Source organism: Micromonospora sp. CA-248212, from assembly GCF_050948405.1.
GTDB lineage: Bacteria > Actinomycetota > Actinomycetes > Mycobacteriales > Micromonosporaceae > Micromonospora.
On the sequence record NZ_CP192023.1, the window covers coordinates 6,469,669 to 6,492,698 of the forward strand.

Sequence of the window (23,030 nt, forward strand, 5' to 3'; positions counted from 1 at the left end):
GGGCCGCGACGAGCGGCCCGGCCCGGTTCCGTCCGGCCGGCTGGTGATCGACTCGTGTTCCTTGAAGTCGGGGCATCCCCGACCGCAGGTCACCCCGCATTCAAGGAACGCGAGTGGATCACGACGCGGCACGCGGCGCCCGCGCTCAGAGGATGTCGCGCAGGGCCGTCAGGTCCTCGTCGGTGGGCTCCCAGGTGCCGGCGGCGGCATTGGCGTGCACCTGCTCGGCGCTGGTGGCACCGGCGATCACCGAGGTCACCGCGGGCTGGGCGGCCAGGCCACCGATCGCCACCTGGAGCATGCTAAGACCCCGCTCGTTCGCGTACGCCTCGATGGCCTCGATGGTGTCCCAGTCGGCCGCCGCGAGCCGGTCGGCGTACCGGCCGCCGCCGGAGAGCCGACTGCCGGCCGGAGGCTGCTCGCTGCGCTTGTACTTGCCGGTGAGCAGACCGTTGGCGAGCGGGAAGAACGGCAGCATGCCGAGGCCGAACCGCTCACACGCCGGGATCACCTCGGCCTGGACCGAGCGCTCCAGCAGGCTGTAGTGGTTCTGCGCGCTGATGAAGCGGGCCCGGCCGTTGGACGACGCGACCCAGTCCGCGTCGGCGATCTGCCAGCCGGCGAAGTTGGAGTTGCCCAGGTAGCGCACCTTGCCGTCACGGACCAGGTCGTCCAGCGCGGCGAGGGTCTCGTCGATCGGCGTACCCGGGTCGGGCTCGTGCATCTGGTACAGGTCGATGTGGTCGGTGCCGAGCCGGCGCAGCGACGCCTCGACCGCGCGGGCGATGTACCGGCGCGCGCCACGGGCCCCGAAGTCCGGACCGTTCAGGCCGTTCATGTCCATACCGAACTTGGTGGCCACCACCACGTCGTCGCGGCGGCCCTTGAGCGCCTGCCCGAGCAGCTCCTCCGAGCCACCCTGCGGCTCGCCGTAGATGTCGGCGGTGTCGAACAGGTTGATCCCGGCGTCCAGGGCGGCGTCCACCACCGCTCGCGTGCCGTCGAGGTCCAGCTTGCGGCCGAAGTTGTTGCAGCCGATTCCGACGACGGACACCACGAGCCCGGAGTCGCCCAGCCGGCGATAGGTCATCTCAGTCACGAGTTCCACCCTATGCCCCGTGAAGGAAGGGCCCCTTACTAACGCCTGGTGTCTAATAAGGGGCCCTTCCTTTCGCGTCAGCCGACGTCCCAGACCGGCTCGGGGGTTTCCACCACCTCGTTGTCGCCGCGGAACAGTACGAAACGGTCGAAGGAGCGGGTGAACCAGCGGTCGTGGGTGACCGCGATCACCGTTCCCTCGAAGGCGTTCAGGCCGGCCTCCAGGGCTTCCGCGCTGGCCAGGTCGAGGTTGTCGGTGGGTTCGTCGAGCAGTAACAGGGTCGCCCCGGACAGCTCCAGCAGGAGCACCAGGAAGCGGGCCTGCTGCCCTCCGGAGAGGGTGCCGAAGCGCTGATCACCCTGCCCGGCCAGCTCGTACCGACTGAGCACCCCCATCGCCGCGTGCCGGTCCATCCCCTGGCGGTGCTCGTCGCCCCGCCACAGGATCTCGACAAGCGTCCTTCCCATCAGCTCCGGTCGGTCGTGCGTCTGGGAGAAGTGCCCGGGGCGGACCCGCGCGCCGAGCCGGGCCACGCCGTCGTGCACCACCGGCGCGAGCGCGCCCGCGCCGTCGACCGGCCCGTTCGCCGGGTCGGGATCGGTGCCGCCGCGCGCCAGCAGACGCAGGAAGTGCGACTTGCCGGTGCCGTTGGCGCCGAGGACCGCCAACCGGTCGCCGTACCAGATCTCCAGGTCGAAGGGGAAGGTCAGGCCGTCCAGCTCAAGCTGGTCGCAGACGACCGCGCGCTTGCCGGTCCGCCCGCCGGTCAGCCGCATCCGGATGTCCTGGTCCTTGGGGGGTACGGGCGGAGGCCCGGCCTCCTCGAACTTGCGCAGCCGGGTCTGCGCGGCCTGGTACCGCGAGGCCAACCCGTCGTTGTACGCGGCCTTCTGCTTGTACATCAGCATCAGCTCGCGCAGCTTCTGGTGCTCCTCGTCCCAGCGTCGACGCAGCTCGTCGAGGCGGGCGTGCCGGGCCACCCGGGCCTCGTGCCAACTGGCGAAACCACCCGGGTGCACCCAGGCGCTGCCGCCCTCGACGGCGACCACCCGGTCGGCGCTCTGCGCCAACAGCTCACGGTCGTGCGAGACGTAGAGCACCGACTTCGTCGACTCCCGCAGCCGCCCCTCCAGCCAGCGCTTGCCGGGCACGTCGAGGAAGTTGTCCGGCTCGTCGAGTAGCAGCACCTCGTCCGGGCCGCGCAGCAGCAACTCCAGGGCGAACCGCTTCTGCTGCCCGCCCGAGAGCGTCCGTACCGGTCGGTCCCGTACGGCGTCCCACGGCTGGTCGAGCACGATGGTGGCGACGGTGTCGAAGAGCACCTCGGCGTCGTACCCGCCGGTCTCGCCCCAGGCGCCGAGCGCGTCCGCGTACGCCAACTGCGCCTTGCCCGCGGCGTTGCTGAACTTGCCGTGGGTCTCGGCCGCCCGCATGGCCGCCTCGGTCTCGCCGAGCCGGCGGCCGGCGTCGCGAAGTGCCGGCGGGGCCAGCGACAGGGCCAGGTCGGCGAGCGTCGTCTCGTCGCCGATCATGCCGATGAACTGCCTCATCACGCCCAGCCCGCCGGCCCGCGCGATGCTGCCCGCGCGTACCGGAAGGTCACCGGCGACCATCCTCAGCAGTGTCGTCTTGCCGGCGCCGTTCGGCCCGACCAGGGCGACCTTGGCGCCCTCACCGACTCGGAACGACACGTCGGCGAAGAGTTCCCGACCGTCGGGCAGGGTGTGCCCGACCGCTGCCACGTCCACGTATCCCACGCCGGGATCCTGCCCCAACCGGGACCGGTAGGGACATCCAATTACCGGGTGACCCGCAGCACCCGGAAGCCCTTCTGGCTGGCGTGCCGCTCGACCTGCCAGCCCTGTTCGACGAGCCAGCGCTGCAGCGAGTCGCCACCCAGGTGCCGGGCGACGACCAACCAGCCGACGCCGTCCGGGGCGAGCCGGGGCAGCCAGCGCCGCAGCAGCTCGTGCAGCTCGTCCTTGCCGACGCGGATGGGCGGGTTGGACCAGAGCTGGGCGAAGGTCACCTCCGCCGGTACGTCGTCCGGCGCGCTCACCCGGACCCGGTCACCGGCGCCGATCCTCGCCGCGTTGGCGGCGGTGAGGTCGCGGGCGCGGGAGTTGACGTCGACGGCCCAGACGGTGCTCGTCGGCGCGAGGTCGGCCAGGACGCACGCGATGGGTCCGAACCCGCAGCCGAGGTCGAGCAGGTCACCCGTGGTGTCGGCGGCGGGCAGGTCGGCCTTGCGCAGGAGTACGGCGGTGCCGGGATCGAGACGGCTGGCGGAGAAGACACCGCCGGCCGAGGCGAGTCGGTAGTCGCGGTCGGCGACGGAGAATTCGACCTCGCGCGCCGGTGCGTCGCTGGCGGGCTGCGCGGTGAAGTAGTGGTCGCCGGTCACGTCGGCAATTCTCGCATCGGCTCGGGCGGCTCACGACACTGCCCACACCCACATTTCCCTGATATTACCCCCTAAAGGGACAATCACTCCTACTCTGGGCGACATGGTGTATCGGTACCAGTCCGAAGAGGACGCATTCGAGGACCCCGAGCCCGGCTCCGACCTGGACGTGGTCGGCGCAGGTCCCCCTCCACCGGCCGGCCCCTCACCGTCGCGTTTCCCCGCGCCGTCGCTGCCCCGACCCAACCAGTTGGTGCTGCCGTCGAACCAGCCGCCGCCGGCCCCCCGCGTCACCCCGTCGGTGGCGGCTCCCCGCAGCCAGGTCTACACCTCGGCCCAGCCGGTGGAGCCGTCCGCCCGGCGTGGCGGTGGGCGGCTCTGGCAGGTGGTGATCGGCGGTGCCGCCGTCCTCGTCCTGCTCGCGCTCTGCGGCCTGGGCGCCGCCGCACTGCTGCTGGATCGCGACGCGACACCACAGTCCACCCCGACGTACCAGCCGAACGCCGCGCCGTCCGCCAGCGTCCAGCAGCCGCAGGATCTCGACTCGCGGGACACCGACCAGGCGCCGCTCACCGCGAAGGAACTCTTCCCCGGCAAGGATCTGAAGCTCGCCGAAGGCCAGCCCGCCTACCAGGTGCTCAAGACCCAGTCCAGCGGCAGTTGCGCCGTCGCCGCCACGGACGAGGTCGCGGACCTGCTGGTCCGGCTCGGCTGCAACCAGGTCGTCCGGGCCACCCTGCGGAGCCCCGGCGGCGAGCACCTGGTCACCACCGGCCTGTTCAACCTGACCGACAGGGCCAACGCCGAGCGGGCCCGGGACCGGATCCGGCAGATCCTCGACGAACGGCAGGGCCGGTTCCTCGGGCTCACCGCCGGCGACGACACCGATGCGCTGACCAGCGCCCCGGCCCGGGTCGGCTGGCAGGTCCGCGGCCACTACCTGGCGTACGCGCTGGTGGTCCGTGCCGACGGAACCGCGGTCAAGCCCGGCGACACCAAGATCCGGGAAGTCCTGTTCGACATGCTCGAGGCCCACCTCAGCAAGGGCGTCCTCCAACGGCGGGCCGACATCGGCACGGCCGGGCAGCCAACGGGGGCGTCCACCGACGGCAGCGGCAGCCAGAGCGGCGGCGAGGACGGCGACTGACCGCGACCGCGTCCGACGGGTGGGCCGCCGAGGTGGCACACCCGTCGTCGTCCGTACCGGGTTCGCCCGTCAGCCCTCGACCGGCACGCGCAGCCGGCGCGTCAGGTCGGCACGGCGCGCGTAGTCCACCGGATCGTCCGGGTAGCCGACCGCGACCAGGGTCAACCCGTGCGCCGGCGCCACCGTCACCTCGCTGGACCGCTCCTGCCGGGTCAGCAGGCTGCCCGGCCACCGCACCGGCCGGCGGCCGTCGCCGGCCGCGAGCATCGCCCCCACGAGGCTGCGCACCATCGCCTGACAGAACGCGTCCGCCTGTACGGTGGCGACCAGGATGCCGTCCGGGTCCCGCCGCCAGTCCAACCGGGTCACCTCGCGCAGCGTCGTCGCGTTCTCCTTGCGTCGGCAGTACGCGGCGAAGTCGTGCTCTCCCACCAGGCCCTCGGCCGCGGCGTTCAGGGCCGCCAGGTCCAGCGCCCGCGGCCAGGCCAACACCTCGTGCCGACGGAGCGGCTCCGCGCCGTACGGGGCGTCGGTCACCCGGTACTCGTAGCGCCGGTAGGTGGCCGAGAAGCGGGCGTCGAAGTCGGTGGGCACCTCGGTCATCGCCCGTACCCGCACGTCGGTGGGGAGCAGCCGGGCCAGCCGGCGCAGCAGCCGCCCCTCGTGCTCCCGCCACACCTCGACGGGTAGGTCCAGGTGACAGACCTGCCCGCGGGCGTGCACCCCCGCGTCGGTCCGGCCCGCGACGGTCAGACCGGTCGCCGTACCCGCGCCCAGGACCAGGTCCAGGGTCTCGACGAGCACCCCGGCGACGGTCCGCCGCGTCGGCTGGGGCGCCCACCCGGAGAAGTCCGCGCCGTCGTACGAGACGTCCAGCCGCAGCCGGATCCGCTCGTCCACCTCGTACCTCCTGTTACGGGTCGGGCCCGACACCCCGAAAGGGGTGCCGGGCCCGCACTGATGCCCGAGGTCAGGCCTTGTTCTCCTCGGTGGCGAGGTCGCTGTCCTCGCGGGCCTCGGCGGTGTCGCCGGAGGCCGACACCGGCGCCTCGGAGTCCTGGTCGGCGTCGGCCGACTTCGGAGCGTCCTCGGCCGGGGCGAGCGCCTCGACCTTGTCCTGCTGCGCGGCCTTGCGGGCGGCGGTCTTCTTGTTCGCCTTCGGCTCGGCGACCTGAAGCTCCTCCACCAGCTCGATGATCGCCATCGGCGCGTTGTCACCCTTGCGCGGACCGGTCTTCACGATCCGGGTGTAACCGCCGGGGCGGTTGGAGTACCGGGGCGCGATCTGGTCGAACAGGGCGTAGACGACGTCCTTGTCCTTGACGACACCCAGCACCCGACGCCGCGAGGCGAGGTCACCGCGCTTGGCCTTGGTGATGAGCTGCTCGGCCAGCGGACGGAGCCGCCGGGCCTTCGTCTCGGTGGTCTGGATCTTGCCGTGCTGGAACAGCGCGGTCGCCAGGTTGGCGAGCATCAGCCGCTCGTGCGAGGGGCTGCCGCCGAGGCGGGGGCCCTTGGTGGGCGTGGGCATTTTTGGTGCTCCTCAGTTGTGGCGGCAGCGCGGACTAGAGCTGCTCGGTCTCGCGGTAGTCGTCGGTGTCGTAGTCGGCCTCGCCGAAGGTGTCCACGACGTGCGCCGGGTCGAAGTTCGGAGCCGAGTCCTTCAGCCCGAGACCCATCCCGGCGAGCTTCATCTTGACCTCGTCGATCGACTTCTGACCGAAGTTGCGGATGTCGAGGAGGTCGGCCTCGGTACGCCCGATGAGCTCACCAACGGAGTTGATGCCCTCGCGCTTGAGGCAGTTGTAGGAGCGGACGGTCAGGTCCAGCTCCTCGATCGGCAGAGCGAGGTCCGCCGCCAGCTGGGCGTCCTGCGGGGACGGCCCGATGTCGATGCCCTCAGCCGTCTCGTCCAGCTCACGAGCCAGACCGAACAGCTCCACCAGCGTCGAACCGGCGGAGGCCAGCGCGGTACGCGGGCCCATCGACGGCTTGGTCTCGACGTCGATGATGAGCCGGTCGAAGTCGGTGCGCTGCTCGACGCGGGTCGCCTCGACGCGGTAGGTCACCTTCAGCACCGGCGAGTAGATCGAGTCGACCGGGATCCGGCCGATCTCGGCGCCGGACTGCTTGTTCTGAGCGGCCGTCACGTAGCCCCGGCCCCGCTCGACGGTCAGCTCCATGTCGAGCCGGCCCTTGCCGTTCAGGGTCGCGAGCTTGAGGTCCGGGTTGTGCACCGAGACGCCGGCCGGGGGCTGGATGTCGCCCGCCGTCACGTCGCCCGGGCCCTGCTTACGCAGGTACATGCTGACCGGCTCGTCGTGCTCGGAGCTGACGCACAGCTCCTTGATGTTCATGACGAGCTCGACCACGTCCTCCTTGACACCGGGGATCGTGGTGAACTCGTGCAGCACGCCGTCGATCTTGATCGAGGTGACCGCCGCACCCGGGATCGACGACAGCAGCGTACGCCGCAGCGAGTTGCCCAGGGTGTAGCCGAAGCCCGGCTCGAGCGGCTCGATGGCGAACCGCGACCGGGTCTCGTTGATCGACTCCTCGGAGAGGGAGGGTCGCTGACTGATGAGCATCTTGTCTCTTCTCTTCCGGGACGCCCGCTATTTGACGCCCACGACACAAACTGTTCCGGTGGCCCGCCCCGAAGGGCAGGCCACCGCAACGAGCCCGACTACTTGGAGTAGAGCTCGACGATCAGCTGCTCCTGGACCTGCGTGTCGATGACCTGCCGGGCCGGGAGGGAGTGCACGAGCACCTTCATCTGGCTCGGAATGGCCTCAAGCCACGCCGGAACCGTCTTCGAACCGGCCTGAGCCTGCGCCACCACGAACGGGGTGAGCTCCTTGCTCTTGCCCCGAACCTCGATGATGTCGTGCTCCTTGACGCGGTACGACGGGATGTCGACCTTCTTGCCGTTCACCGTGAAGTGACCGTGCTTGACCAGCTGGCGGGCCATGTCCCGCGAGTGGGCGTAGCCGGCCCGGTAAACGACGTTGTCCAGCCGCGACTCGAGGATCTGCAGGAGGACCTCACCGGTCTTGGCCTGCTTGCCGACGGCTTCCTCGTAGTAGCCACGGAACTGCTTCTCCAGCACGCCGTAGACGCGACGGGCCTTCTGCTTCTCGCGGAGCTGGAGCAGGTACTCCGTCTCCTTGGTGCGGCCGCGGCCGTGCTGCCCGGGCGGGAACGGCCGGGACTCGAACGGGCACTTCGGACCATCGCACTTGCTGCCCTTGAGGAACAGCTTCATCTTCTCCCGCCGGCAACGGCGGCAGTCAGCACCGGTGTAACGAGCCATCTCTCTCTACCTCTCAGACCCGACGACGCTTAGGCGGACGGCACCCGTTGTGCGGCTGCGGGGTGACGTCGGCGATCTGGCCGACCTCCAGCCCGACGGCCTGCAGCGAACGGATAGCGGTCTCCCGGCCGGAGCCGGGGCCCTTGACGAACACGTCGACCTTGCGCATGCCGTGCTCCATGGCGCGACGCGCGGCGGCCTCGGCGGCCAGCTGCGCGGCGAACGGAGTCGACTTGCGGGAGCCCTTGAAGCCCACCTGGCCCGCGGAGGCCCAGGAGATGACCGCACCGGTCGGGTCCGTGATGGACACGATGGTGTTGTTGAAAGTGCTCTTGATGTGCGCCTGCCCGTGGGCGACGTTCTTGCGTTCCTTGCGCCGGACCTTCTTGACAGCGGCTCCGGCACGAGCCTTCGGTGGCATAAGTCTGTGCGCTCCTATTACTTCTTGCCGGGCTTCTTCTTGCCGGCGACGGTCCGCTTCGGGCCCTTGCGGGTCCGCGCGTTGGTCTTGGTCCGCTGGCCACGCACGGGCAGGCCCCGGCGGTGCCGGATGCCGGCGTAGCAGCCGATCTCAACCTTGCGGCGGATGTCAGCGGCGACCTCGCGGCGCAGGTCGCCTTCAACCTTGTAGTTGCCCTCGATGTGGTCGCGGAGCTGCACGAGCTCCTCGTCCGTGAGGTCCCGAGCGCGCTTGTCCGGCGAGATGCCGGTAGCGGCGAGCGTCTCCAGGGCGCGGGTTCGACCGACCCCGAAGATGTAGGTGAGCGCGATCTCCATCCGCTTCTCGCGGGGGAGATCCACGCCGACTAGACGTGCCATGTGCGGGCGTACTCCTCGTGATGTGTGGCGGAGGTGTGGACCCGTCCCACCCCGCTACCGGCCGTCCCGTCTTTCCGACGCCATCAGCGCCGGCGACCGGGATCGGTCGCTGCCCAAGCGGGCCCCGGCCTCCGACCGGGGGTCAGCCACGAAAGGAGTACGCCTCGCGTACCGCTCGCGGCTGGGACGAGCATGTGTGATGTGTGTGTCGCTGAGGAACTGCCCGGACCAACACCACCCGGCCGTGTTCGGCCGGACGGGCTGAGTCAGCCCTGGCGCTGCTTGTGGCGCGGGTCGGTGCAGATGACCATGACCCGGCCGTGCCGGCGGATAACCCGGCACTTGTTGCAGATCCTCTTGACGCTCGGCTTGACCTTCACGGTTGCCTTACTTCCCATCTGGCCCGGCAACGCGCCATGCGCGAGACCGGACGTCGAAGACGGACACGGGACTTCCCGGCCGCCGTCAGGACTACTTGTAGCGGTAGACGATGCGCCCGCGGGTCAGGTCGTACGGCGAGAGTTCGACGACGACCCGGTCCTCCGGCAGGATGCGGATGTAGTGCTGCCGCATCTTGCCGCTGATGTGAGCCAACACCTTGTGGCCGTTCGCGAGCTCCACGCGGAACATGGCGTTCGGCAGGGGCTCGATGACCCGACCCTCGATCTCAATGGCTCCGTCTTTTTTCGGCATGTCCTCCGCTGTCCTGACGTCGATTGCTCCGGGCGACCCACAACGTCTTACACGGAAATCTGACCAGAATCAGAAGACCGCGCCAGCCGCGGCTCCGGGACCCACCGAAGCGCAGGGTGGGCATGCCGGAGTGGACGCTGTGCGCCGATCAGAAAGTGTACGCCCGCCTGCCGCCCACCGCCAAACCACCCACCCACCACGACCCGCAGCCTCTGGTTGATCATGAAGTTATTGCCATGACACGCCGGGCCCCGAGGGCAGTAACTTCATGATCGACGGGGATCTGGGTGGGGTTTGTGAGTCAGGTGGGGGGTGGGGTTTTGTCTGGTTCGGTGGAGCGGAGTTGGCGTCTGCGCTCTCGCTTGGCGCGCTTGCGCTGGCGACGACGCTCCCGCTCGATCGCCTGCCGCCGGGGCTCTCCCGCGGCCAGCCCACCCACCGTCCGAAGCACCAGCACCACACCCCACGGCCCGGCCACCCAGACCGGCCAGAAGTAGAGCAGATCCTGACTCAGCAGCGAGGTCACGCCCCAGATGGTCACCACGATGGCAAGCACCTTCAGGTACGGGAACCACACCTCGCCCAGCCAACGATTGGTGTCACCGATCGCGAACGAGGCGAGTCGGCCGCTGGACGGCTGGGCCACCGGGCCAGGCGACTGCGGGGCCGGCTGCGCCGCAGGCGACATCGGCGGCAGGTCCGACAGCAGCGGATCCAGTTCCGCGTACGTCCGCGCAGCGTAGGCCCGCTGCAACCGCTCGTCGTACTCGTGCAGGTCCAACCGACCCTCGTTGAGGGCGGCCCGCAACCGTTCGGCCACCGCTTCCCGGTCCGCGTCCGCCGCTCGCATCCCGTCGCGCCCGTCCATGCCGGCAAGCATGCCACCGCCCCACCAATCCGTCCCGCCCGGTTGCCCTGCCCTCGATCGACCCGACATCAGGGCAATCGGGGTTTCCATGGCGGTGGGACAGGGCGACCTTCCGGAACCCGAGTCGATCAACCGACTGGCCCGCCCGGTCGGGACCGTCAGGGGGTGGTGGAGGCGGCGGGCCGTCAGGGGGTGGTGGAGGCGGCGGGCTGGCGGGCCGTCACGAGGTCGCCGAGTCGGGCCCGGCCCCCGTCGAAGGCGGTGAGCACCCAGACGCCGTCGGGCAGGAGCGCCATCGAGTGCTCGACGTGCGCCGCGATCGACCCGTCCCGGGTGACCACCGTCCAGCCGTCGGCCAGTTCGACCGTACGGGGCGAGGCCATGGTGATCATCGGCTCGATCGCCAGGGCCATGCCCGGGACCAGACGCGGCCCCTTGCCCGGCCGGCCGTGGTTGAGCACGTGCGGATCCTGGTGCATCTCGGTGCCGATGCCGTGCCCGCCGTAACCGTCGACGATGCCGTACCGGCCGCCCTTGCGGACCGCGGTCTCCACGGCGTGCGAGATGTCGGTGAGCCGGCCCTTGCCGCTGGCCGCACCACGGGCCGCGGCGGCGATACCGGCCCACATGGCGTCCTCGGCCACCTCAGCCATCTTCAACAGCGCCGGATCGACCTCGCCGACCCCGACGGTGATCGCCGAGTCGCCGTGCCACCCGTTCAACACGGCACCGCAGTCGATCGAGATCAGATCGCCCTCGGCGAGCACCTGGTTCGACGATGGGATGGCGTGCACGATCTGCTCGTTCACCGAGGAGCAGATCGACGCCGGGAAGCCGTGGTACCCCTTGAACGACGGGACGGCGCCCGCCTCGCGGATCGTCGACTCGGCGATGGCGTCCAGATCGGCGGTGCTCACACCGGGCGCAACAGCCTCGCGCATCCGGCGGAGCGCCTCGGCGACCACGAGCCCGGCCGCGCGCATCTTCTCGATCTGGTCAGGGGTCTTCAGCTGGATGTCCAGCTGGGGACGACGCATGGAGCGGTTACCTTTCGTTGCCGAAACAGCGGGGCACGTCTCGCGTACCCCGCTGTTCGCACTCTATCCGCCGCGGTGCGGCCGGGCCTCAGCCGCCGTACGACCGCAGGGCGTCGATGGCCCGGGTCGTGACGTCCTCCACCGGGCCGGTGGCGTCGATCCCGACGAGCTTGCCCTGGGCGCCGTAGTAGTCGACCAGGGGGGCGGTCTTCTCGCTGTACTCCCGCAGGCGGGTGGCGATGGTCTCCGGCTTGTCGTCGTCGCGCTGGAACAGCTCGGCGCCGCACCGGTCACAGATGCCCGGACGGGTGGTGGCGTCGAACTCGACGTGCCAGATCTTGCCGCAGCCGCGGCAGGTACGCCGGCCGGAGAGCCGCCGGATCACCTCGTCGTCGTCGACCACCAGCTCCAGGACCAGGTCCAGAGCGGTGCCCAGGTCGGCGAGGAGCTTGTCCAGAGCGGCTGCCTGCGGAGTGGTCCGCGGGAAGCCGTCGAGGAGAAAGCCCTCGCTGGCGTCGGGCTCGGCGAGCCGATCCCGGACCATGTTGATGGTGACCTCGTCCGGAACCAGCTCGCCCGCGTCCATGTAGCGCTTCGCCTCGACGCCCAGTGGCGTGCCCTGGGTGACGTTCGACCGGAAGATGTCCCCGGTCGAGATCTTGGGCACCGAGAGGTGCGCGGCGATGAACTCGGCCTGCGTGCCTTTGCCCGCGCCCGGCGGGCCAACCAGAACGAGTCTCATCTACCGCAGGAACCCTTCGTAGTTCCGCTGCATGAGTTGGCTCTCGATCTGCTTCACGGTCTCCAGACCGACGCCGACCATGATGAGCACAGCGGTGCCACCGAACGGGAAGTTCTGGTACTGCTGGTTGTCCAGCCAGATGAAGAAGAAGTTCGGCAGGATCGAGATGACGCCCAGGTAGAGCGCGCCCGGCAGGGTGATCCGGCTGAGGATGAAGTCCAGGTAGTCGGCGGTCGGCTTGCCCGGACGGATGCCCGGCACGAAACCGCCGTACTTCTTCATGTTGTCCGCGACCTCGGTCGGGTTGAACGTGATCGACACGTAGAAGTACGTGAAGAAGATGATCAACAGGAAGTAGACCGTGATGTAGATCGGGCTGTCCGGGGCGACCAGGTTGTTCTGGATCCAGGCCTGGACCTTGCCCGGGTCGTTCTGGTCGAAGAACTGGAGAGCCAGCTGCGGCAGGTAGAGCAGCGACGACCCGAAGATGACCGGGATGACGCCCGCCTGGTTGACCTTGAGCGGGATGTAGGTCGAGGTGCCGCCGTACATGCGCCGGCCGATCATCCGCTTGGCGTACTGCACCGGAATCCGGCGCTGTGCCTGCTCGATGAAGGTGACCGCCGTGATGACCACCAGGACCAGCGCGATGACCAGGGCGAACATGTCCCAGCCCTTGCTGGTCTTGATCTGCCAGCCCTCGCTGGGCAGGCGGGCCGCGATCGAGGTGAAGATCAGGACGGACATGCCGTTGCCGACGCCGCGGTCCGTGATCAGCTCGCCGAGCCACATGACCATGCCGGTGCCGGCGGTCATCGTGATCACCAGGATGGACAGCGTCAGCCAGTCCGGGATGCCGGTGCCCTCGGGGATGATCGGGAACTGGTCGCAGCGGTTCTGGAACAGCTGCCCGGAGCGGGCCAGGGCCACGAACGCCGACGCCTGCAGGACACCCAGACCCAGGGTCAGGTAGCGGGTGTACTGCGTGATCTTCGCCTGGCCGGCCTGGCCCTCCTTGCGGAGCTGCTCAAGGCGCGGGATCACGACGGTCAGCAGCTGCAGGATGATCGACGCCGTGATGTAGGGCATGATGCCCAGCGCGAAGACCGAGAGCTGGAGCAGCGCTCCGCCGGAGAATAGGTTGAGCAGATTCAGCGGGCCCGTCGTGTCGCCCGAGATGGAGTCGAGGCACTTCTGCACGTTGCCGTACGAGACGCCGGGGCTGGGCAGCGTGGCACCCAGCCGGTAGACCGCGATGATGCCTACTGTGAACAGCAGCTTCTTGCGCAGGTCAGGCGTACGGAACGCACTGAGAAAGGCGGACAGCAACTTCTTCCTCCTGCGCGAGGCGGGCCGCCGGTGATCCCTGGCGGGTCGGGGTGAATCCCGGGCGAGTGCCCGGAATCCATGGCTGGGATGGGACTCTAACAGCCCTGTCCCACTCCGGGCAGGTGTGCCCGGCTACATAAACCGATTCCGATATTACCGGGCGCTCAGGCCCCAGGCAGACCTAGGCGCCCGCCAGTTGCTCGCAACTGGACGGGCGCCGAGGTCGTACGCCTTACAGCTCGGTGGCAGAGCCACCGGCGGCGGCGATCTTCTCCTTGGCCGACGCGCTGAACGCGTGCGCCGACACCTGGAGCGCCACCCCGCCGAGATCCCCGGTGCCGAGGACCTTGACCGGCTGGCCCTTGCGGACCGCGCCGGCCTCGACCAGCTCGATCGGGCCGACCTGGCCGCCGTTCGGGAACAGCTCGGCGAGCCGGTCCAGGTTGACCACCTGGAAGACCACCTTGAACCTGTTCTTGAAGCCCTTCATCTTCGGCAGGCGCATGTGGATGGGCATCTGCCCACCCTCGAACGCCGCCGAGATGTTCTTGCGGGCCTTGGAGCCCTTGGTACCGCGACCGGCGGTCTTGCCCTTGGAACCCTCACCGCGACCCACACGGGTCTTCGCGGTCTTGGAACCGGGCGCCGGGCGCAGGTGGTGCACCTTGATCGTCATTACTCGACCTCCTCGACCTTCACGAGGTGGTTGACCGTGAAGATCATGCCGCGAATCTCGGGCCGGTCCTCCTTGACCACCACGTCGTTGATCCGCTTGAGACCGAGCGAACGCAGCGAGTCACGCTGGTTCTGCTTGGTCCCGATACCGGACCGGAGCTGGGTGACCTTCAGGCGTGCCATCAGCGCGCCACCCCCGCCCGCGACGCCAGCATGGCGGCCGGCGCGACGTCCTCCACCGGCAGACCACGACGCGCTGCGACCTGCTCGGGGGACTCGAGCCCCTTCAGGGCCGCCACGGTGGCGTGCACGATGTTGATCGGGTTCGACGAACCGAGGCTCTTGGAGAGCACGTCGTGGATACCGGCGCACTCCAGCACGGCACGCACCGGACCACCGGCGATGACACCCGTACCGGCCGAGGCCGGCTTGAGCAGCACCACACCGGCCGCGTCCTCACCCGTCACCGGGTGCGGGATCGACTGACCGATCCGCGGCACCTTGAAGAAGTGCTTCTTGGCCTCCTCGACACCCTTGGCGATGGCCGCGGGCACCTCCTTGGCCTTTCCGTAGCCCACGCCGACCGTGCCGTCGCCGTCGCCCACGATCACCAGGGCGGTGAAGCTGAAGCGACGACCACCCTTCACGACCTTGGCGACGCGGTTGATCGCGACGACCCGCTCAAGGTGCGGGGTCTTCTCGACGGGCGCGTTTCCGCGGCCGCCCTCACGGCGGTTGTCGCGGCGACCACCCTCGTTGCCACCGGACCCGCCGCCACGGCGCTGTTGACCTGGCATCAGCAGCCTTCCTTATCTCTCGTGACGGGGTTGTTAGAACTCGAGCCCGGCTTCGCGGGCGGCGTCGGCAAGCGCGGCGACTCGGCCCGCGTACCGGTTGCCACCGCGGTCGAAGACGACCTTGGAGACGCCAGCGGCCTTGGCCCGCTCGGCGAGCAGGGCGCCCACCTTGCCGGCGAGGGCGCTCTTGTCGCCCTCCGTACCGCGCAGCGAGGCGTCCAGGGTCGACGCCGACGCCAGGGTGTGGCCCTTGGTGTCGTCGACGATCTGGGCGACCATGTGCCGCAGCGAACGGGTGACGACCAGGCGCGGACGCTCGGCCGTACCGGTGACGTTCTTGCGGACGCGGAAGTGCCGACGCGCACGCCCAACGGCGCGCTTGGCGGCGACGCCGCGGCGGCGCTTGAGCAGCGTGGCGCTCACTTCTTACCTGCCTTTCCAGCCTTGCGGCGGATGACCTCGCCCTGGTACTTCACGCCCTTGCCCTTGTAGGGCTCCGGCGGACGGATCTTCCGGATGTTGGCGGCGACCTCACCGACCTGCTGCTTGTCGATGCCGGCCACGTGGAACAGGGTCGGCCGCTCCACCGTGAAGGTGATGCCCGCCGGGGCGGGGACGACCACCGGGTGCGAGAACCCGAGCGCGAACTCGAGGTCCGAACCCTTGGCGGTGACCCGGTAACCGGTGCCCGCGATCTCCAGGCTCTTACGGTAACCCTCGGTCACGCCGACGATCATGTTGGCGACCAGGGTACGGCTCAGGCCGTGCAGTTCCTTGGCCTTGCGCTCGTCGTTCGGGCGGCTGACGTTCAGCTGCCCGTCCTCCGCGCGCTCGATCGTGATCGGCTCCGCGATGGTGTGCTGGAGCTCGCCCTTCGGGCCCTTGACCTTGACGGTCTGCCCGTCGATCGTGATGTCGACGCCGGATGGCACCGGGATCGACTTACGTCCAATTCGCGACATTTCTACCAGTCTCCCGTTACCAGACGAAGGCGAGGACTTCCCCGCCAACACTCCGCTTGCGGGCCTGCCGGTCGGTCAGCAGTCCCTGGGACGTCGAAATGATCGCCACGCCCAGCCCACCGAGCACCCGCGGGAGCCCGTCCGACTTGGCGTACACCCGGAGACCGGGCTTGGACACGCGCTTGATGCCGGCCAGGCTCCGCTCGCGGTTCTGGCCGTACTTCAGCTCGACGACCAGTCGCTTGCCGACGGCGCCCTCCTCGGGCTCCTCGACCGACCAGGTGGCGATGTAACCCTCGGCCTTCAGGACCTCGGCGATGTTCGCCTTGATCTTGGAGTAGGGCATCTTCACCTGATCGTGGTACGCCTGGTTGGCGTTACGCAGACGCGTGAGCATGTCTGCGATCGGGTCGGTCATCGTCATGGATTTCGTCAGCCTTTCTCGCCGGGGTTCCCGGGGCACCAGCCCCGGGCCTACGGCGAAGAGCAATACCTAATCGGTGCAGGAGTTCCCGGCCGGAGCCGGGACGCGGTCGCCCTTACCAGGAAGCCTTGGACACACCCGGCAGTTCACCGCGGTGGGCCATCTCCCGGATGCAGACCCGGCAGAGCCCGAACTTGCGGTAGACCGCCTTCGGACGCCCGCACCGCTGGCAGCGGGTGTACGCGCGAACCGAGAACTTCGGCTTCGCGGCCGCCTTGAGGATCAGCGCCTTCTTGGCCATCTCAGTTCTCCTTGAACGGGAAGCCCAGGAGCTTGAGCAGCGCCCGGCCCTCGTCGTCGGTCGTGGCGGTGGTGACCACCGTGATGTCCATGCCCCGCTGGCGATCGATCCGGTCCTGGTCGATCTCGTGGAACACCGACTGCTCGGTCAGACCGAACGTGTAGTTGCCGTGCCCGTCCAGCTTGCGCCCGTCCAGACCGCGGAAGTCGCGGATACGCGGCAGCGCGATGGAGAGCAGCCGGTCCAGGAACTCCCACATGCGGTCGCCGCGGAGGGTCACCTTCGCGCCGATCGGCATGCCCTCGCGGAGCTTGAACTGCGCGATGGACTTGGTCGCCCGCCGCACCTGCGGCTTCTGGCCGGTGATCGTGGCGAGGTCGCGGACCGCGCCGTCGATCAGCTTGGCGTCGCGAGCGGCCTCGCCGACACCCATGTTGACGACGATCTTGACCAGCCGCGGCACCTGCATGGGGTTGCCGTAGCTGTTCTGCTCACGCAGCTGGGCCACGATCTCGTTGCGGTACCGCTCCTTGAGGCGCGGCATGGTCTTTTCGGTAGCCGTGGTCATCACAGGTCCTTACCGGTGCTACGCGCGATGCGGACCTTCTGGCCGTTGTCGTCGATCCGGTAACCGACGCGGGTCGGCTTGCCGTCGGAGTCCAGGACCTGCACGTTCGAGACGTGGATCGGGGCCTCCTGGGTGACGATGCCGCCGGTCTTGGCGCCACGCTGGGTGGTGCTGATGCGGGTGTGCTTCTTGACCCGGTTCACGCCCTCGACCAGGACCTTGTCCTGCCGCGGGTAGGCCGCGATGACCTTGCCCTTGGCGCCCTTGTCCTTGCCGGCGATGACGACGACCGTGTCGCCCTTCTTGACCTTCACGGTCACAACACCTCCGGCGCGAGGGAAATAATCTTCATGAACCGCTTGTCCCGCAGCTCCCGGCCCACCGGGCCGAAGATACGGGTTCCACGCGGGTCCCCACCGTCCTTGATGATGACGGCGGCGTTCTCGTCGAAGCGGATGTACGAGCCGTCCGGCCGCCGCTTCTCCTTGGCCGTGCGAACGACGACCGCCTTGACGACGTCGCCCTTCTTCACACCGGCACCCGGGATCGCGTCCTTGACCGTGGCCACGATGACGTCGCCGATGCTCGCGTAGCGCCGACCGGAGCCACCGAGAACCCGGATGCACAGGATCTCCCGAGCACCCGTGTTGTCGGCGACGCGCAGTCGCGACTCCTGCTGAATCACGTCTATCTCCTATGTCTGCCGGTTCTCCGGCCGCCGTGGCGGCCGGAGCCTGGCGGAACCTACGCCCGACGCAACGCCGGGCGAGCTCGAGCCTTCGCTACTTGGCCTTTTCCAGGATCTCCACGATCCGCCAACGCTTGGTGGCGCTCAGCGGCCGGGTCTCCATGATCAGGACCCGGTCGCCGGTGCCAGCGGCGTTCTGCTCGTCGTGCACCTTCAGCTTGCTCGTACGACGCATGATCTTGCCGTACAGCGCGTGCCGAACCCGGTCCTCGACCTCGACCACGACGGTCTTGTCCATCTTGTCGCTGACCACCAGGCCCTCGCGGACCTTGCGGCGCGCGCGGGTGGCGTCAGCGGTGGTGTTCTCGGTCATGATGCAGTCACCTCAGTCGGCGCGGCCGAGAGCCCCAGCTCGCGCTCGCGCATGATCGTGTAGATCCGGGCGATCTCCCGACGGATGACCTGCAGCCGCCGGTTGTTGTCCAGCTGCCCGGTTGCGGCCTGCACGCGGAGGTTGAACAGCTCCGCCTTGGCCTCCCGCAGCTTCGTGACCAGCTCCTCCTCGGAGAGCTCACGCAGCTCGGTCGCCTTAACGCCCGCTGCCATCAGGATTCACCCACTTCGCGCGTAACAATGCGGCACTTCATCGGGAGCTTGTGGATCGCGCGACGCATGGCCTCACGCGCGATCTGCTCGTTGGGGAACGACATCTCGAAGAGAACCCGTCCCGGCTTGACGTTGGCGACCCACCACTCGGGCGAACCCTTACCGGAACCCATCCGGGTCTCGGCAGGCTTCTTGGTGAGGGCCTGGTCCGGGAAGATCGTGATCCAGACCTTGCCGCCACGCTTGATGTGACGGGTCATCGCGATACGCGCCGACTCGATCTGGCGGTTGGTCACGTACGCCGGCTCGAGAGCCTGGATCCCGAACTCGCCGAACACCACCCGGTTACCACCCTTGGACGCGCCGTGGCGGTCCGGGTGGTGCGGCTTGCGGAAGCCCTTCGGGGGCTTGCGCGGCATCAGCATCTGTCAGCCCTCCTGCTGCGTTTCAGCCGGAGCAGCAGTGGCGGCGACAGCAGCGCTGTCGACCGGCTCGCCGCTCGGCGTCTCGGCCTGCTGCGCGATGGTGGTCGCAGCAGCCCGACCGGCCTCGGTGCCACCAGCCGTGGTGCCGGACGAACCCGACCGGCCACGGCGCGGACGCTCGGGACGGTCGCCGCGCTCACCACGACGCGGGCGGGACGGACCGGCCTCGGCCGGAGCCTCCCGGCCCGGGACGGCGTCGCCCTTGTAGATCCAGACCTTCACGCCGATCCGGCCGAACGTGGTACGGGCCTCGAAGAAGCCGTACTCGATGTTGGCCCGCAGCGTGTGCAGCGGAACCCGGCCCTCACGGTAGAACTCGGTCCGGCTCATCTCGGCGCCGCCGAGGCGACCCGAAACCTGAACCCGGATGCCCTTGCAGACCGGGTTCTTCATGGCCGACTGCATGGCCTTGCGCATCGCCCGACGGAAGCTGACCCGGCTGGACAGCTGCTCGGCCACGCCCTGCGCGACGAGCTGAGCGTCCGACTCGGGGTTCTTCACCTCGATGATGTTCAGCTGGACCTGCTTGCCGGTGAGCTTCTCCAGCTCGCCGCGGATCCGGTCGGCCTCCGCACCCTTACGGCCGATGACGATGCCCGGCCGGGCGGTGTGGATGTCGACGCGGACGCGGTCGCGGGTGCGCTCGATGTCGACCTTGGAGATCCCGGCACGCTCGAGGCCCTTGGACATCATGCGGCGGATCTTGACATCCTCGCCGATGTAGTCCTTGTAGAGCTTGTCCGCGAACCAACGGGACTTCCAGTCGGTCGAGATGCCGAGCCGGAACCCAGTGGGGTGAACCTTCTGACCCATTACTCGGCGTCCTCCGTCTTGCTCTGCGCTTCGGCCGGTGCGGCCTGCGTGGCCGGGGCGGCCTTCTTCGCCGCGGCCTTCCTCGGCGCTGCCGGCGCGACCGCCTCGACCGCCACGGTGATGTGACAGGTGCGCTTGCGGATCCGGTACGCCCGACCCTGCGCCCGCGGCTGGAACCGCTTCATCGTCGGGCCCTCGTCCACGAACGCCTCGCTGACGAGCAGCGCGTCGGGGTCCAGCCGCTCGTTGTTCTCCGCGTTGGCGATCGCGCTAGCGAGCACCTTGTACACCTGCTCGCTCGCAGCCTGCGGCGCGAACTGCAGCACCGTGAGCGCCTCCTTCGCGGGCAGGCCGCGGACGAGGTTGACCACCCGGCGCGCCTTCATCGGCGAGATGCGCACGTGCCGCGCAACCGCCCGCGCGCCCGGAAGCACCGGAGCGTCGCCCTTTCCTGGCATCGCTGTAACCCCTTGTTCCCTCTATCCGTATGCCTGGCGGCGTCAGCGCCGACGGCTCTTCCGGTCGTCCTTCTCGTGACCCTTGAAGGTGCGGGTCAGCGCGAACTCGCCGAGCTTGTGCCCGACCATCGCCTCAGTCACGAACACCGGGACGTGCTTGCGTCCGTCGTGCACGGCGATCGTGTGCCCGAGCATCTCGGGGATGATCGTCGAGCGCCGCGACCAGGTCTTGATCACGTTCTTGGAGCCCTTGTCGTTCTGAACTTCCACCTTCTTGAGCAGGTGGTCGTCGACGAACGGGCCCTTCTTCAGGCTGCGAGGCATGTCTTATCTCCCTCAGCCGCGCTTACGCGTGGCGTAGCGGCGGCGGACAATCAGCTTGTCGCTCGCCTGGCCCTTACGGCGGGTGCGGCCCTCGGGCTTACCCTGCGGGTTGACCGGGTGGCGACCACCGGAGGTCTTACCCTCACCACCACCGTGCGGGTGGTCGACCGGGTTCATGGCGACACCACGGACGGTCGGGCGCTTGCCCTTCCACCGCATCCGGCCGGCCTTACCCCAGTTGATGTTCGACTGGTCGGCGTTGCCGATCTCGCCGATGCTGGCGCGGCAACGCACGTCCACCCGCCGGATCTCGCCGGACGGCATACGCAGGGTCGCGTACACGCCCTCGCGGCCGAGCAGCTGGATGCCGACGCCGGCGGAGCGGGCGAGCTTGGCCCCACCGCCCGGACGCAGCTCCACGTTGTGGATCGTGGTACCGACCGGGATGTTGCGCAGCGGCAGGTTGTTACCCGGCTTGATGTCGGCGCCCGGACCGGACTCGACGCGGTCGCCCTGCTTCATGTCCTTCGGCGCGATGATGTACCGCTTCTCGCCGTCGGCGTAGTGCAGCAGCGCGATGCGCGCGGTGCGGTTCGGGTCGTACTCGATGTGGGCGACCTTCGCCGGCACGCCGTCCTTGTCGACCCGCTTGAAGTCGATCAGACGGTACTGGCGCTTGTGACCGCCACCGTGGTGCCGCGTGGTGATCCGGCCGTGGGCGTTACGCCCGCCCTTCTTCGGCAACGGAGCCAGCAGCGACTTCTCCGGCGTAGACCGGGTGATCTCGGCGAAGTCGGCGACGCTGGAGCCACGACGGCCCGGCGTCGTCGGCTTGTACTTACGGATAGCCATTGTCTACACCCCTCAGCTGACCGGGCCGCCGAAGGCCTCGATACGGTCACCGTCAGCCAGCTTCACGATCGCCCGCTTGGTCGCCTTGCGCTGACCGAAGCCGGTCTTGGTGCGCTTGCGCTTACCCTGGCGGTTGAGCGTGTTGACCGTCAGGACGCGGACGTCGAAGATCTGCTGGATAGCGATCTTGATCTCGGTCTTGTTCGCGTCCGGGTGCACCAGGAAGGTGTACCAGTTCCGGTTCAGCTCGCTGTAGCTCTTCTCCGAGACGACCGGCGCCACGATGATGTCGCGCGGGTCGGCGATCGTGCTCACTTGCCACCCTCCTCGGTGGTCTCGGCGGGCACGCCCAGGAACTCGTCCAGGGCGTCCTTGGTGAAGACCACGTCGTCGGCCACCAGCACGTCGTACGTGTTCAGCTGGCCGGACTCGATCAGGTGCACCCGCGGCTCGTTGCGCAGCGACACCCAGTTCAGCTCGTCGGTGCTGCTCAGCACGACCAGGACCCGACGGGCCTCGGTGAGCTTGGCAAGCGTGGCCAGAGCGGCCTTGGTCGACGGCTTCTCGCCCGAGACGAACGCCTCGACGACGTGCACCTGCCCGGCGCGGGCCCGGTCGGAGAGGGCACCCCGCAGCGCGGCGGCCTTCATCTTCTTCGGGGTCCGCTGGCTGTAGTCGCGCGGCACGGGACCGTGCACCACGCCACCGCCGGCGAACTGCGGCGCGCGGATCGAGCCCTGCCGGGCGCGACCGGTGCCCTTCTGCTTGTACGGCTTCTTGCCGCCACCGGCGACCTCGCCGCGGGTCTTGGCCTTGTGCGTGCCCTGTCGGGCCGCCGCGAGCTGGGCCACCACGACCTGGTGCATCAGCGCGACGTTGGCCTGCACGTCGAAGATGTCCGCCGGCAGCTCGACCGAGCCGCTGGTGGTGCCTTCGACGGTGCGCACGTCAACGGTGGTCACTTGGCCGCACCGCCCTTCTTCACCTTGCTCTTGGCCGCGGTACGGACCAGAACGAGCGCGCCCTTCGGACCAGGAATGGCACCCCGGACGAGCAGCAGGTTGTTCTCGGTGTCGACCGCCTGGACGGTGAGGTTCTGCACGGTGTAGCGCACGCCACCCATGCGGCCGGCCATCCGGGTGCCCTTGAAGACACGACCCGGGGTGGCGCAGGCGCCGATGGAGCCGGGCGAGCGGTGCTTGCGCTCGACACCGTGGCTGGCGCGCAGACCGTGGAAGCCGTGCCGCTTCATCGGGCCGGCGTAGCCCTTGCCCTTGGTCTTGCCGGTGACGTCGATCGTGACGCCCGCCGGGAACTCCTCGACCGTGACCTCCTGGCCGAGCGAGTACTCCGACGCGTCCGTGGTGCGCAGCTCGACGATGTGCCGGCGCGGCGCCACGTCCGCCTTCGCGTAGTGCCCGCTGACCGGCTTCTTCACCTTGCGCGGGTCGATCGTGCCGTACGCCAGCTGGACCGCGGAGTAACCGTCCTTCTCGGCGCTACGAACCTGGCTGATGACGCACGGGCCGGCCTCGACCACGGTCACGGGAACAACCTTGTTGTTGTCCCAGACCTGGGTCATGCCGAGCTTGGCGCCCAGGATCCCCTTGACTTGCCTGTCCATTT

The 23,030-nt window shown here is 68.9% G+C and carries 36 protein-coding genes; 1 reads left to right on the forward strand and 35 read right to left on the reverse strand.

The window, feature by feature from the left end; all coding sequences use genetic code 11:
* Nucleotides 1–145: 145 nt before the first annotated feature.
* The 3 genes from ACQP03_RS30370 to ACQP03_RS30380 all read right to left on the reverse strand — a co-directional run bounded on the left by ACQP03_RS30370 (nucleotide 146) and on the right by ACQP03_RS30380 (nucleotide 3,503).
* A complete protein-coding gene (locus ACQP03_RS30370) occupies nucleotides 146–1,090 on the reverse strand; it encodes an aldo/keto reductase (protein WP_433461231.1) in 945 nt (314 codons plus the stop codon).
* Between the two features lie 86 nt (nucleotides 1,091–1,176).
* Nucleotides 1,177–2,856, reverse strand: a complete 1,680-nt coding sequence (locus ACQP03_RS30375) for an ABC-F family ATP-binding cassette domain-containing protein (protein ID WP_357126484.1) — start codon at nucleotides 2,854–2,856, stop codon at nucleotides 1,177–1,179.
* Nucleotides 2,857–2,897: 41 nt separating this feature from the next.
* Nucleotides 2,898–3,503 carry a class I SAM-dependent methyltransferase gene (locus ACQP03_RS30380; RefSeq protein ID WP_357126487.1) on the reverse strand — a complete coding sequence of 202 codons (606 nt, stop codon included), beginning with the start codon at nucleotides 3,501–3,503 and terminating at the stop codon, nucleotides 2,898–2,900.
* Nucleotides 3,504–3,606: 103 nt separating this feature from the next.
* Here ACQP03_RS30380 and ACQP03_RS30385 point away from each other — a divergent pair, with 103 nt between their 5' ends.
* Nucleotides 3,607–4,650, forward strand: coding sequence for a hypothetical protein (locus tag ACQP03_RS30385; RefSeq protein WP_433459307.1), 1,044 nt, complete (start codon nucleotides 3,607–3,609; stop codon nucleotides 4,648–4,650).
* A 69-nt stretch (nucleotides 4,651–4,719) separates the two neighbouring features.
* Here the strand turns inward: ACQP03_RS30385 and truA are convergent, their stop codons facing one another.
* The 32 genes from truA to rplC all read right to left on the reverse strand — a co-directional run bounded on the left by truA (nucleotide 4,720) and on the right by rplC (nucleotide 23,028).
* Complete coding sequence (gene truA, locus ACQP03_RS30390) at nucleotides 4,720–5,550, reverse strand: tRNA pseudouridine(38-40) synthase TruA (protein ID WP_357174365.1); 831 nt, start codon at nucleotides 5,548–5,550, stop codon at nucleotides 4,720–4,722.
* 70 nt (nucleotides 5,551–5,620) lie between these two features.
* The gene (rplQ, locus tag ACQP03_RS30395; RefSeq protein WP_357126496.1) at nucleotides 5,621–6,181 is read right to left on the reverse strand and encodes a 50S ribosomal protein L17; all 561 of its coding nucleotides are present in this window, start codon (nucleotides 6,179–6,181) and stop codon (nucleotides 5,621–5,623) included.
* Nucleotides 6,182–6,215: 34 nt separating this feature from the next.
* The gene (locus ACQP03_RS30400) at nucleotides 6,216–7,238 is read right to left on the reverse strand and encodes a DNA-directed RNA polymerase subunit alpha (RefSeq protein ID WP_007465227.1); all 1,023 of its coding nucleotides are present in this window, start codon (nucleotides 7,236–7,238) and stop codon (nucleotides 6,216–6,218) included.
* A gap of 98 nt (nucleotides 7,239–7,336) precedes the next feature.
* A complete protein-coding gene (gene rpsD, locus ACQP03_RS30405; protein ID WP_007465229.1) occupies nucleotides 7,337–7,963 on the reverse strand; it encodes a 30S ribosomal protein S4 in 627 nt (208 codons plus the stop codon).
* A 13-nt stretch (nucleotides 7,964–7,976) separates the two neighbouring features.
* Complete coding sequence (rpsK, locus tag ACQP03_RS30410; RefSeq protein WP_030329919.1) at nucleotides 7,977–8,384, reverse strand: 30S ribosomal protein S11; 408 nt, start codon at nucleotides 8,382–8,384, stop codon at nucleotides 7,977–7,979.
* Between the two features lie 17 nt (nucleotides 8,385–8,401).
* Nucleotides 8,402–8,782: a 30S ribosomal protein S13 gene (rpsM, locus tag ACQP03_RS30415; protein ID WP_007465236.1), complete on the reverse strand. Its 381-nt coding sequence runs from the start codon at nucleotides 8,780–8,782 to the stop codon at nucleotides 8,402–8,404.
* Between the two features lie 266 nt (nucleotides 8,783–9,048).
* Nucleotides 9,049–9,162, reverse strand: a complete 114-nt coding sequence (gene rpmJ / locus ACQP03_RS30420; RefSeq protein ID WP_012184307.1) for a 50S ribosomal protein L36 — start codon at nucleotides 9,160–9,162, stop codon at nucleotides 9,049–9,051.
* A 91-nt stretch (nucleotides 9,163–9,253) separates the two neighbouring features.
* Complete coding sequence (gene infA / locus ACQP03_RS30425; protein ID WP_007073013.1) at nucleotides 9,254–9,475, reverse strand: translation initiation factor IF-1; 222 nt, start codon at nucleotides 9,473–9,475, stop codon at nucleotides 9,254–9,256.
* A gap of 301 nt (nucleotides 9,476–9,776) precedes the next feature.
* On the reverse strand, nucleotides 9,777–10,343 hold the full coding sequence (locus ACQP03_RS30430; protein WP_357126500.1) for a DUF1707 SHOCT-like domain-containing protein: 567 nt from the start codon (nucleotides 10,341–10,343) through the stop codon (nucleotides 9,777–9,779).
* A gap of 185 nt (nucleotides 10,344–10,528) precedes the next feature.
* Nucleotides 10,529–11,380, reverse strand: coding sequence for a type I methionyl aminopeptidase (gene map, locus ACQP03_RS30435; RefSeq protein WP_357126503.1), 852 nt, complete (start codon nucleotides 11,378–11,380; stop codon nucleotides 10,529–10,531).
* Between the two features lie 88 nt (nucleotides 11,381–11,468).
* Entirely contained in the window at nucleotides 11,469–12,122 is a 654-nt protein-coding gene (locus ACQP03_RS30440; RefSeq protein ID WP_088950228.1) for an adenylate kinase, read from the reverse strand.
* Entirely contained in the window at nucleotides 12,123–13,451 is a 1,329-nt protein-coding gene (gene secY / locus ACQP03_RS30445; RefSeq protein ID WP_355050755.1) for a preprotein translocase subunit SecY, read from the reverse strand.
* A gap of 232 nt (nucleotides 13,452–13,683) precedes the next feature.
* Entirely contained in the window at nucleotides 13,684–14,127 is a 444-nt protein-coding gene (rplO, locus tag ACQP03_RS30450) for a 50S ribosomal protein L15 (RefSeq protein ID WP_357126507.1), read from the reverse strand.
* On the reverse strand, nucleotides 14,127–14,309 hold the full coding sequence (gene rpmD / locus ACQP03_RS30455; RefSeq protein ID WP_030329904.1) for a 50S ribosomal protein L30: 183 nt from the start codon (nucleotides 14,307–14,309) through the stop codon (nucleotides 14,127–14,129). Before rpmD ends, rplO begins: the two co-directional genes overlap by 1 nt.
* Nucleotides 14,309–14,923, reverse strand: coding sequence for a 30S ribosomal protein S5 (gene rpsE / locus ACQP03_RS30460; RefSeq protein ID WP_007465263.1), 615 nt, complete (start codon nucleotides 14,921–14,923; stop codon nucleotides 14,309–14,311). Before rpsE ends, rpmD begins: the two co-directional genes overlap by 1 nt.
* 33 nt (nucleotides 14,924–14,956) lie before the next feature.
* A complete protein-coding gene (gene rplR / locus ACQP03_RS30465) occupies nucleotides 14,957–15,346 on the reverse strand; it encodes a 50S ribosomal protein L18 (RefSeq protein WP_357126510.1) in 390 nt (129 codons plus the stop codon).
* On the reverse strand, nucleotides 15,343–15,885 hold the full coding sequence (gene rplF / locus ACQP03_RS30470; RefSeq protein WP_355050757.1) for a 50S ribosomal protein L6: 543 nt from the start codon (nucleotides 15,883–15,885) through the stop codon (nucleotides 15,343–15,345). The genes rplR and rplF overlap by 4 nt, the downstream gene beginning before the upstream one ends.
* A 16-nt stretch (nucleotides 15,886–15,901) precedes the next feature.
* A complete protein-coding gene (gene rpsH / locus ACQP03_RS30475) occupies nucleotides 15,902–16,309 on the reverse strand; it encodes a 30S ribosomal protein S8 (RefSeq protein ID WP_007465270.1) in 408 nt (135 codons plus the stop codon).
* A gap of 115 nt (nucleotides 16,310–16,424) precedes the next feature.
* A complete protein-coding gene (locus ACQP03_RS30480) occupies nucleotides 16,425–16,610 on the reverse strand; it encodes a type Z 30S ribosomal protein S14 (protein WP_007073023.1) in 186 nt (61 codons plus the stop codon).
* Nucleotide 16,611: 1 nt separating this feature from the next.
* The gene (gene rplE / locus ACQP03_RS30485) at nucleotides 16,612–17,178 is read right to left on the reverse strand and encodes a 50S ribosomal protein L5 (RefSeq protein WP_355050758.1); all 567 of its coding nucleotides are present in this window, start codon (nucleotides 17,176–17,178) and stop codon (nucleotides 16,612–16,614) included.
* Nucleotides 17,178–17,498, reverse strand: coding sequence for a 50S ribosomal protein L24 (gene rplX / locus ACQP03_RS30490; protein WP_007465276.1), 321 nt, complete (start codon nucleotides 17,496–17,498; stop codon nucleotides 17,178–17,180). The genes rplE and rplX overlap by 1 nt, the downstream gene beginning before the upstream one ends.
* Nucleotides 17,495–17,863, reverse strand: coding sequence for a 50S ribosomal protein L14 (gene rplN / locus ACQP03_RS30495; RefSeq protein ID WP_007073026.1), 369 nt, complete (start codon nucleotides 17,861–17,863; stop codon nucleotides 17,495–17,497). Before rplN ends, rplX begins: the two co-directional genes overlap by 4 nt.
* A 97-nt stretch (nucleotides 17,864–17,960) precedes the next feature.
* On the reverse strand, nucleotides 17,961–18,239 hold the full coding sequence (rpsQ, locus tag ACQP03_RS30500; protein ID WP_355050759.1) for a 30S ribosomal protein S17: 279 nt from the start codon (nucleotides 18,237–18,239) through the stop codon (nucleotides 17,961–17,963).
* Nucleotides 18,236–18,472, reverse strand: a complete 237-nt coding sequence (rpmC, locus tag ACQP03_RS30505) for a 50S ribosomal protein L29 (RefSeq protein ID WP_007465283.1) — start codon at nucleotides 18,470–18,472, stop codon at nucleotides 18,236–18,238. Before rpmC ends, rpsQ begins: the two co-directional genes overlap by 4 nt.
* Nucleotides 18,472–18,897: a 50S ribosomal protein L16 gene (gene rplP / locus ACQP03_RS30510; RefSeq protein WP_073834927.1), complete on the reverse strand. Its 426-nt coding sequence runs from the start codon at nucleotides 18,895–18,897 to the stop codon at nucleotides 18,472–18,474. The genes rpmC and rplP overlap by 1 nt, the downstream gene beginning before the upstream one ends.
* Nucleotides 18,898–18,900: 3 nt before the next feature.
* A complete protein-coding gene (gene rpsC, locus ACQP03_RS30515) occupies nucleotides 18,901–19,770 on the reverse strand; it encodes a 30S ribosomal protein S3 (RefSeq protein WP_091402401.1) in 870 nt (289 codons plus the stop codon).
* A complete protein-coding gene (gene rplV, locus ACQP03_RS30520; RefSeq protein ID WP_089018943.1) occupies nucleotides 19,770–20,228 on the reverse strand; it encodes a 50S ribosomal protein L22 in 459 nt (152 codons plus the stop codon). Before rplV ends, rpsC begins: the two co-directional genes overlap by 1 nt.
* 42 nt (nucleotides 20,229–20,270) lie before the next feature.
* Complete coding sequence (gene rpsS / locus ACQP03_RS30525; protein WP_007465299.1) at nucleotides 20,271–20,552, reverse strand: 30S ribosomal protein S19; 282 nt, start codon at nucleotides 20,550–20,552, stop codon at nucleotides 20,271–20,273.
* A 12-nt stretch (nucleotides 20,553–20,564) separates the two neighbouring features.
* Nucleotides 20,565–21,404, reverse strand: coding sequence for a 50S ribosomal protein L2 (rplB, locus tag ACQP03_RS30530; protein WP_355050760.1), 840 nt, complete (start codon nucleotides 21,402–21,404; stop codon nucleotides 20,565–20,567).
* A 12-nt stretch (nucleotides 21,405–21,416) separates the two neighbouring features.
* On the reverse strand, nucleotides 21,417–21,719 hold the full coding sequence (gene rplW, locus ACQP03_RS30535) for a 50S ribosomal protein L23 (RefSeq protein ID WP_088998352.1): 303 nt from the start codon (nucleotides 21,717–21,719) through the stop codon (nucleotides 21,417–21,419).
* Complete coding sequence (rplD, locus tag ACQP03_RS30540; protein WP_357126515.1) at nucleotides 21,716–22,366, reverse strand: 50S ribosomal protein L4; 651 nt, start codon at nucleotides 22,364–22,366, stop codon at nucleotides 21,716–21,718. The genes rplW and rplD overlap by 4 nt, the downstream gene beginning before the upstream one ends.
* Nucleotides 22,363–23,028 (reverse strand): 50S ribosomal protein L3, encoded by a 666-nt coding sequence (gene rplC, locus ACQP03_RS30545; RefSeq protein WP_355050762.1) that lies wholly within the window; start codon nucleotides 23,026–23,028, stop codon nucleotides 22,363–22,365. Before rplC ends, rplD begins: the two co-directional genes overlap by 4 nt.
* Nucleotides 23,029–23,030 lie beyond the last annotated feature (2 nt).

Bases quoted from the DNA above. Each gene is read 5' to 3' on its own strand.
- ACQP03_RS30430 (WP_357126500.1), bottom strand. From the start codon at position 10,343: ATGGACGGGCGCGACGGGATGCGAGCGGCGGACGCGGACCGGGAAGCG.
- rplQ (WP_357126496.1), bottom strand. From the start codon at position 6,181: ATGCCCACGCCCACCAAGGGCCCCCGCCTCGGCGGCAGCCCCTCGCAC.
- ACQP03_RS30385 (WP_433459307.1), top strand. From the start codon at position 3,607: ATGGTGTATCGGTACCAGTCCGAAGAGGACGCATTCGAGGACCCCGAG.
- rpsH (WP_007465270.1), bottom strand. From the start codon at position 16,309: ATGACGATGACCGACCCGATCGCAGACATGCTCACGCGTCTGCGTAAC.
- ACQP03_RS30370 (WP_433461231.1), bottom strand. From the start codon at position 1,090: ATGACCTATCGCCGGCTGGGCGACTCCGGGCTCGTGGTGTCCGTCGTC.
- rpsS (WP_007465299.1), bottom strand. From the start codon at position 20,552: ATGCCTCGCAGCCTGAAGAAGGGCCCGTTCGTCGACGACCACCTGCTC.
- map (WP_357126503.1), bottom strand. From the start codon at position 11,380: ATGCGTCGTCCCCAGCTGGACATCCAGCTGAAGACCCCTGACCAGATC.
- rplC (WP_355050762.1), bottom strand. From the start codon at position 23,028: ATGGACAGGCAAGTCAAGGGGATCCTGGGCGCCAAGCTCGGCATGACC.
- rplB (WP_355050760.1), bottom strand. From the start codon at position 21,404: ATGGCTATCCGTAAGTACAAGCCGACGACGCCGGGCCGTCGTGGCTCC.
- rplF (WP_355050757.1), bottom strand. From the start codon at position 15,885: ATGTCGCGAATTGGACGTAAGTCGATCCCGGTGCCATCCGGCGTCGAC.
- rplP (WP_073834927.1), bottom strand. From the start codon at position 18,897: ATGCTGATGCCGCGCAAGCCCCCGAAGGGCTTCCGCAAGCCGCACCAC.
- ACQP03_RS30480 (WP_007073023.1), bottom strand. From the start codon at position 16,610: ATGGCCAAGAAGGCGCTGATCCTCAAGGCGGCCGCGAAGCCGAAGTTC.
- rpmC (WP_007465283.1), bottom strand. From the start codon at position 18,472: ATGGCAGCGGGCGTTAAGGCGACCGAGCTGCGTGAGCTCTCCGAGGAG.
- rplE (WP_355050758.1), bottom strand. From the start codon at position 17,178: ATGACCACGGCTACCGAAAAGACCATGCCGCGCCTCAAGGAGCGGTAC.
- rplO (WP_357126507.1), bottom strand. From the start codon at position 14,127: ATGACGATCAAGGTGCACCACCTGCGCCCGGCGCCCGGTTCCAAGACC.
- infA (WP_007073013.1), bottom strand. From the start codon at position 9,475: ATGCCGAAAAAAGACGGAGCCATTGAGATCGAGGGTCGGGTCATCGAG.
- ACQP03_RS30440 (WP_088950228.1), bottom strand. From the start codon at position 12,122: ATGAGACTCGTTCTGGTTGGCCCGCCGGGCGCGGGCAAAGGCACGCAG.
- ACQP03_RS30400 (WP_007465227.1), bottom strand. From the start codon at position 7,238: ATGCTCATCAGTCAGCGACCCTCCCTCTCCGAGGAGTCGATCAACGAG.
- rpsM (WP_007465236.1), bottom strand. From the start codon at position 8,782: ATGGCACGTCTAGTCGGCGTGGATCTCCCCCGCGAGAAGCGGATGGAG.
- rpmD (WP_030329904.1), bottom strand. From the start codon at position 14,309: ATGGCACGCCTGAAGGTCACCCAGCTCCGGTCCGGTATCGGGACCAAG.
- rplV (WP_089018943.1), bottom strand. From the start codon at position 20,228: ATGCCAGGAAAGGGCGACGCTCCGGTGCTTCCGGGCGCGCGGGCGGTT.
- rpsK (WP_030329919.1), bottom strand. From the start codon at position 8,384: ATGCCACCGAAGGCTCGTGCCGGAGCCGCTGTCAAGAAGGTCCGGCGC.
- rpsC (WP_091402401.1), bottom strand. From the start codon at position 19,770: ATGGGTCAGAAGGTTCACCCCACTGGGTTCCGGCTCGGCATCTCGACC.
- rpsD (WP_007465229.1), bottom strand. From the start codon at position 7,963: ATGGCTCGTTACACCGGTGCTGACTGCCGCCGTTGCCGGCGGGAGAAG.
- rpsE (WP_007465263.1), bottom strand. From the start codon at position 14,923: ATGCCAGGTCAACAGCGCCGTGGCGGCGGGTCCGGTGGCAACGAGGGT.
- rpsQ (WP_355050759.1), bottom strand. From the start codon at position 18,239: ATGACCGAGAACACCACCGCTGACGCCACCCGCGCGCGCCGCAAGGTC.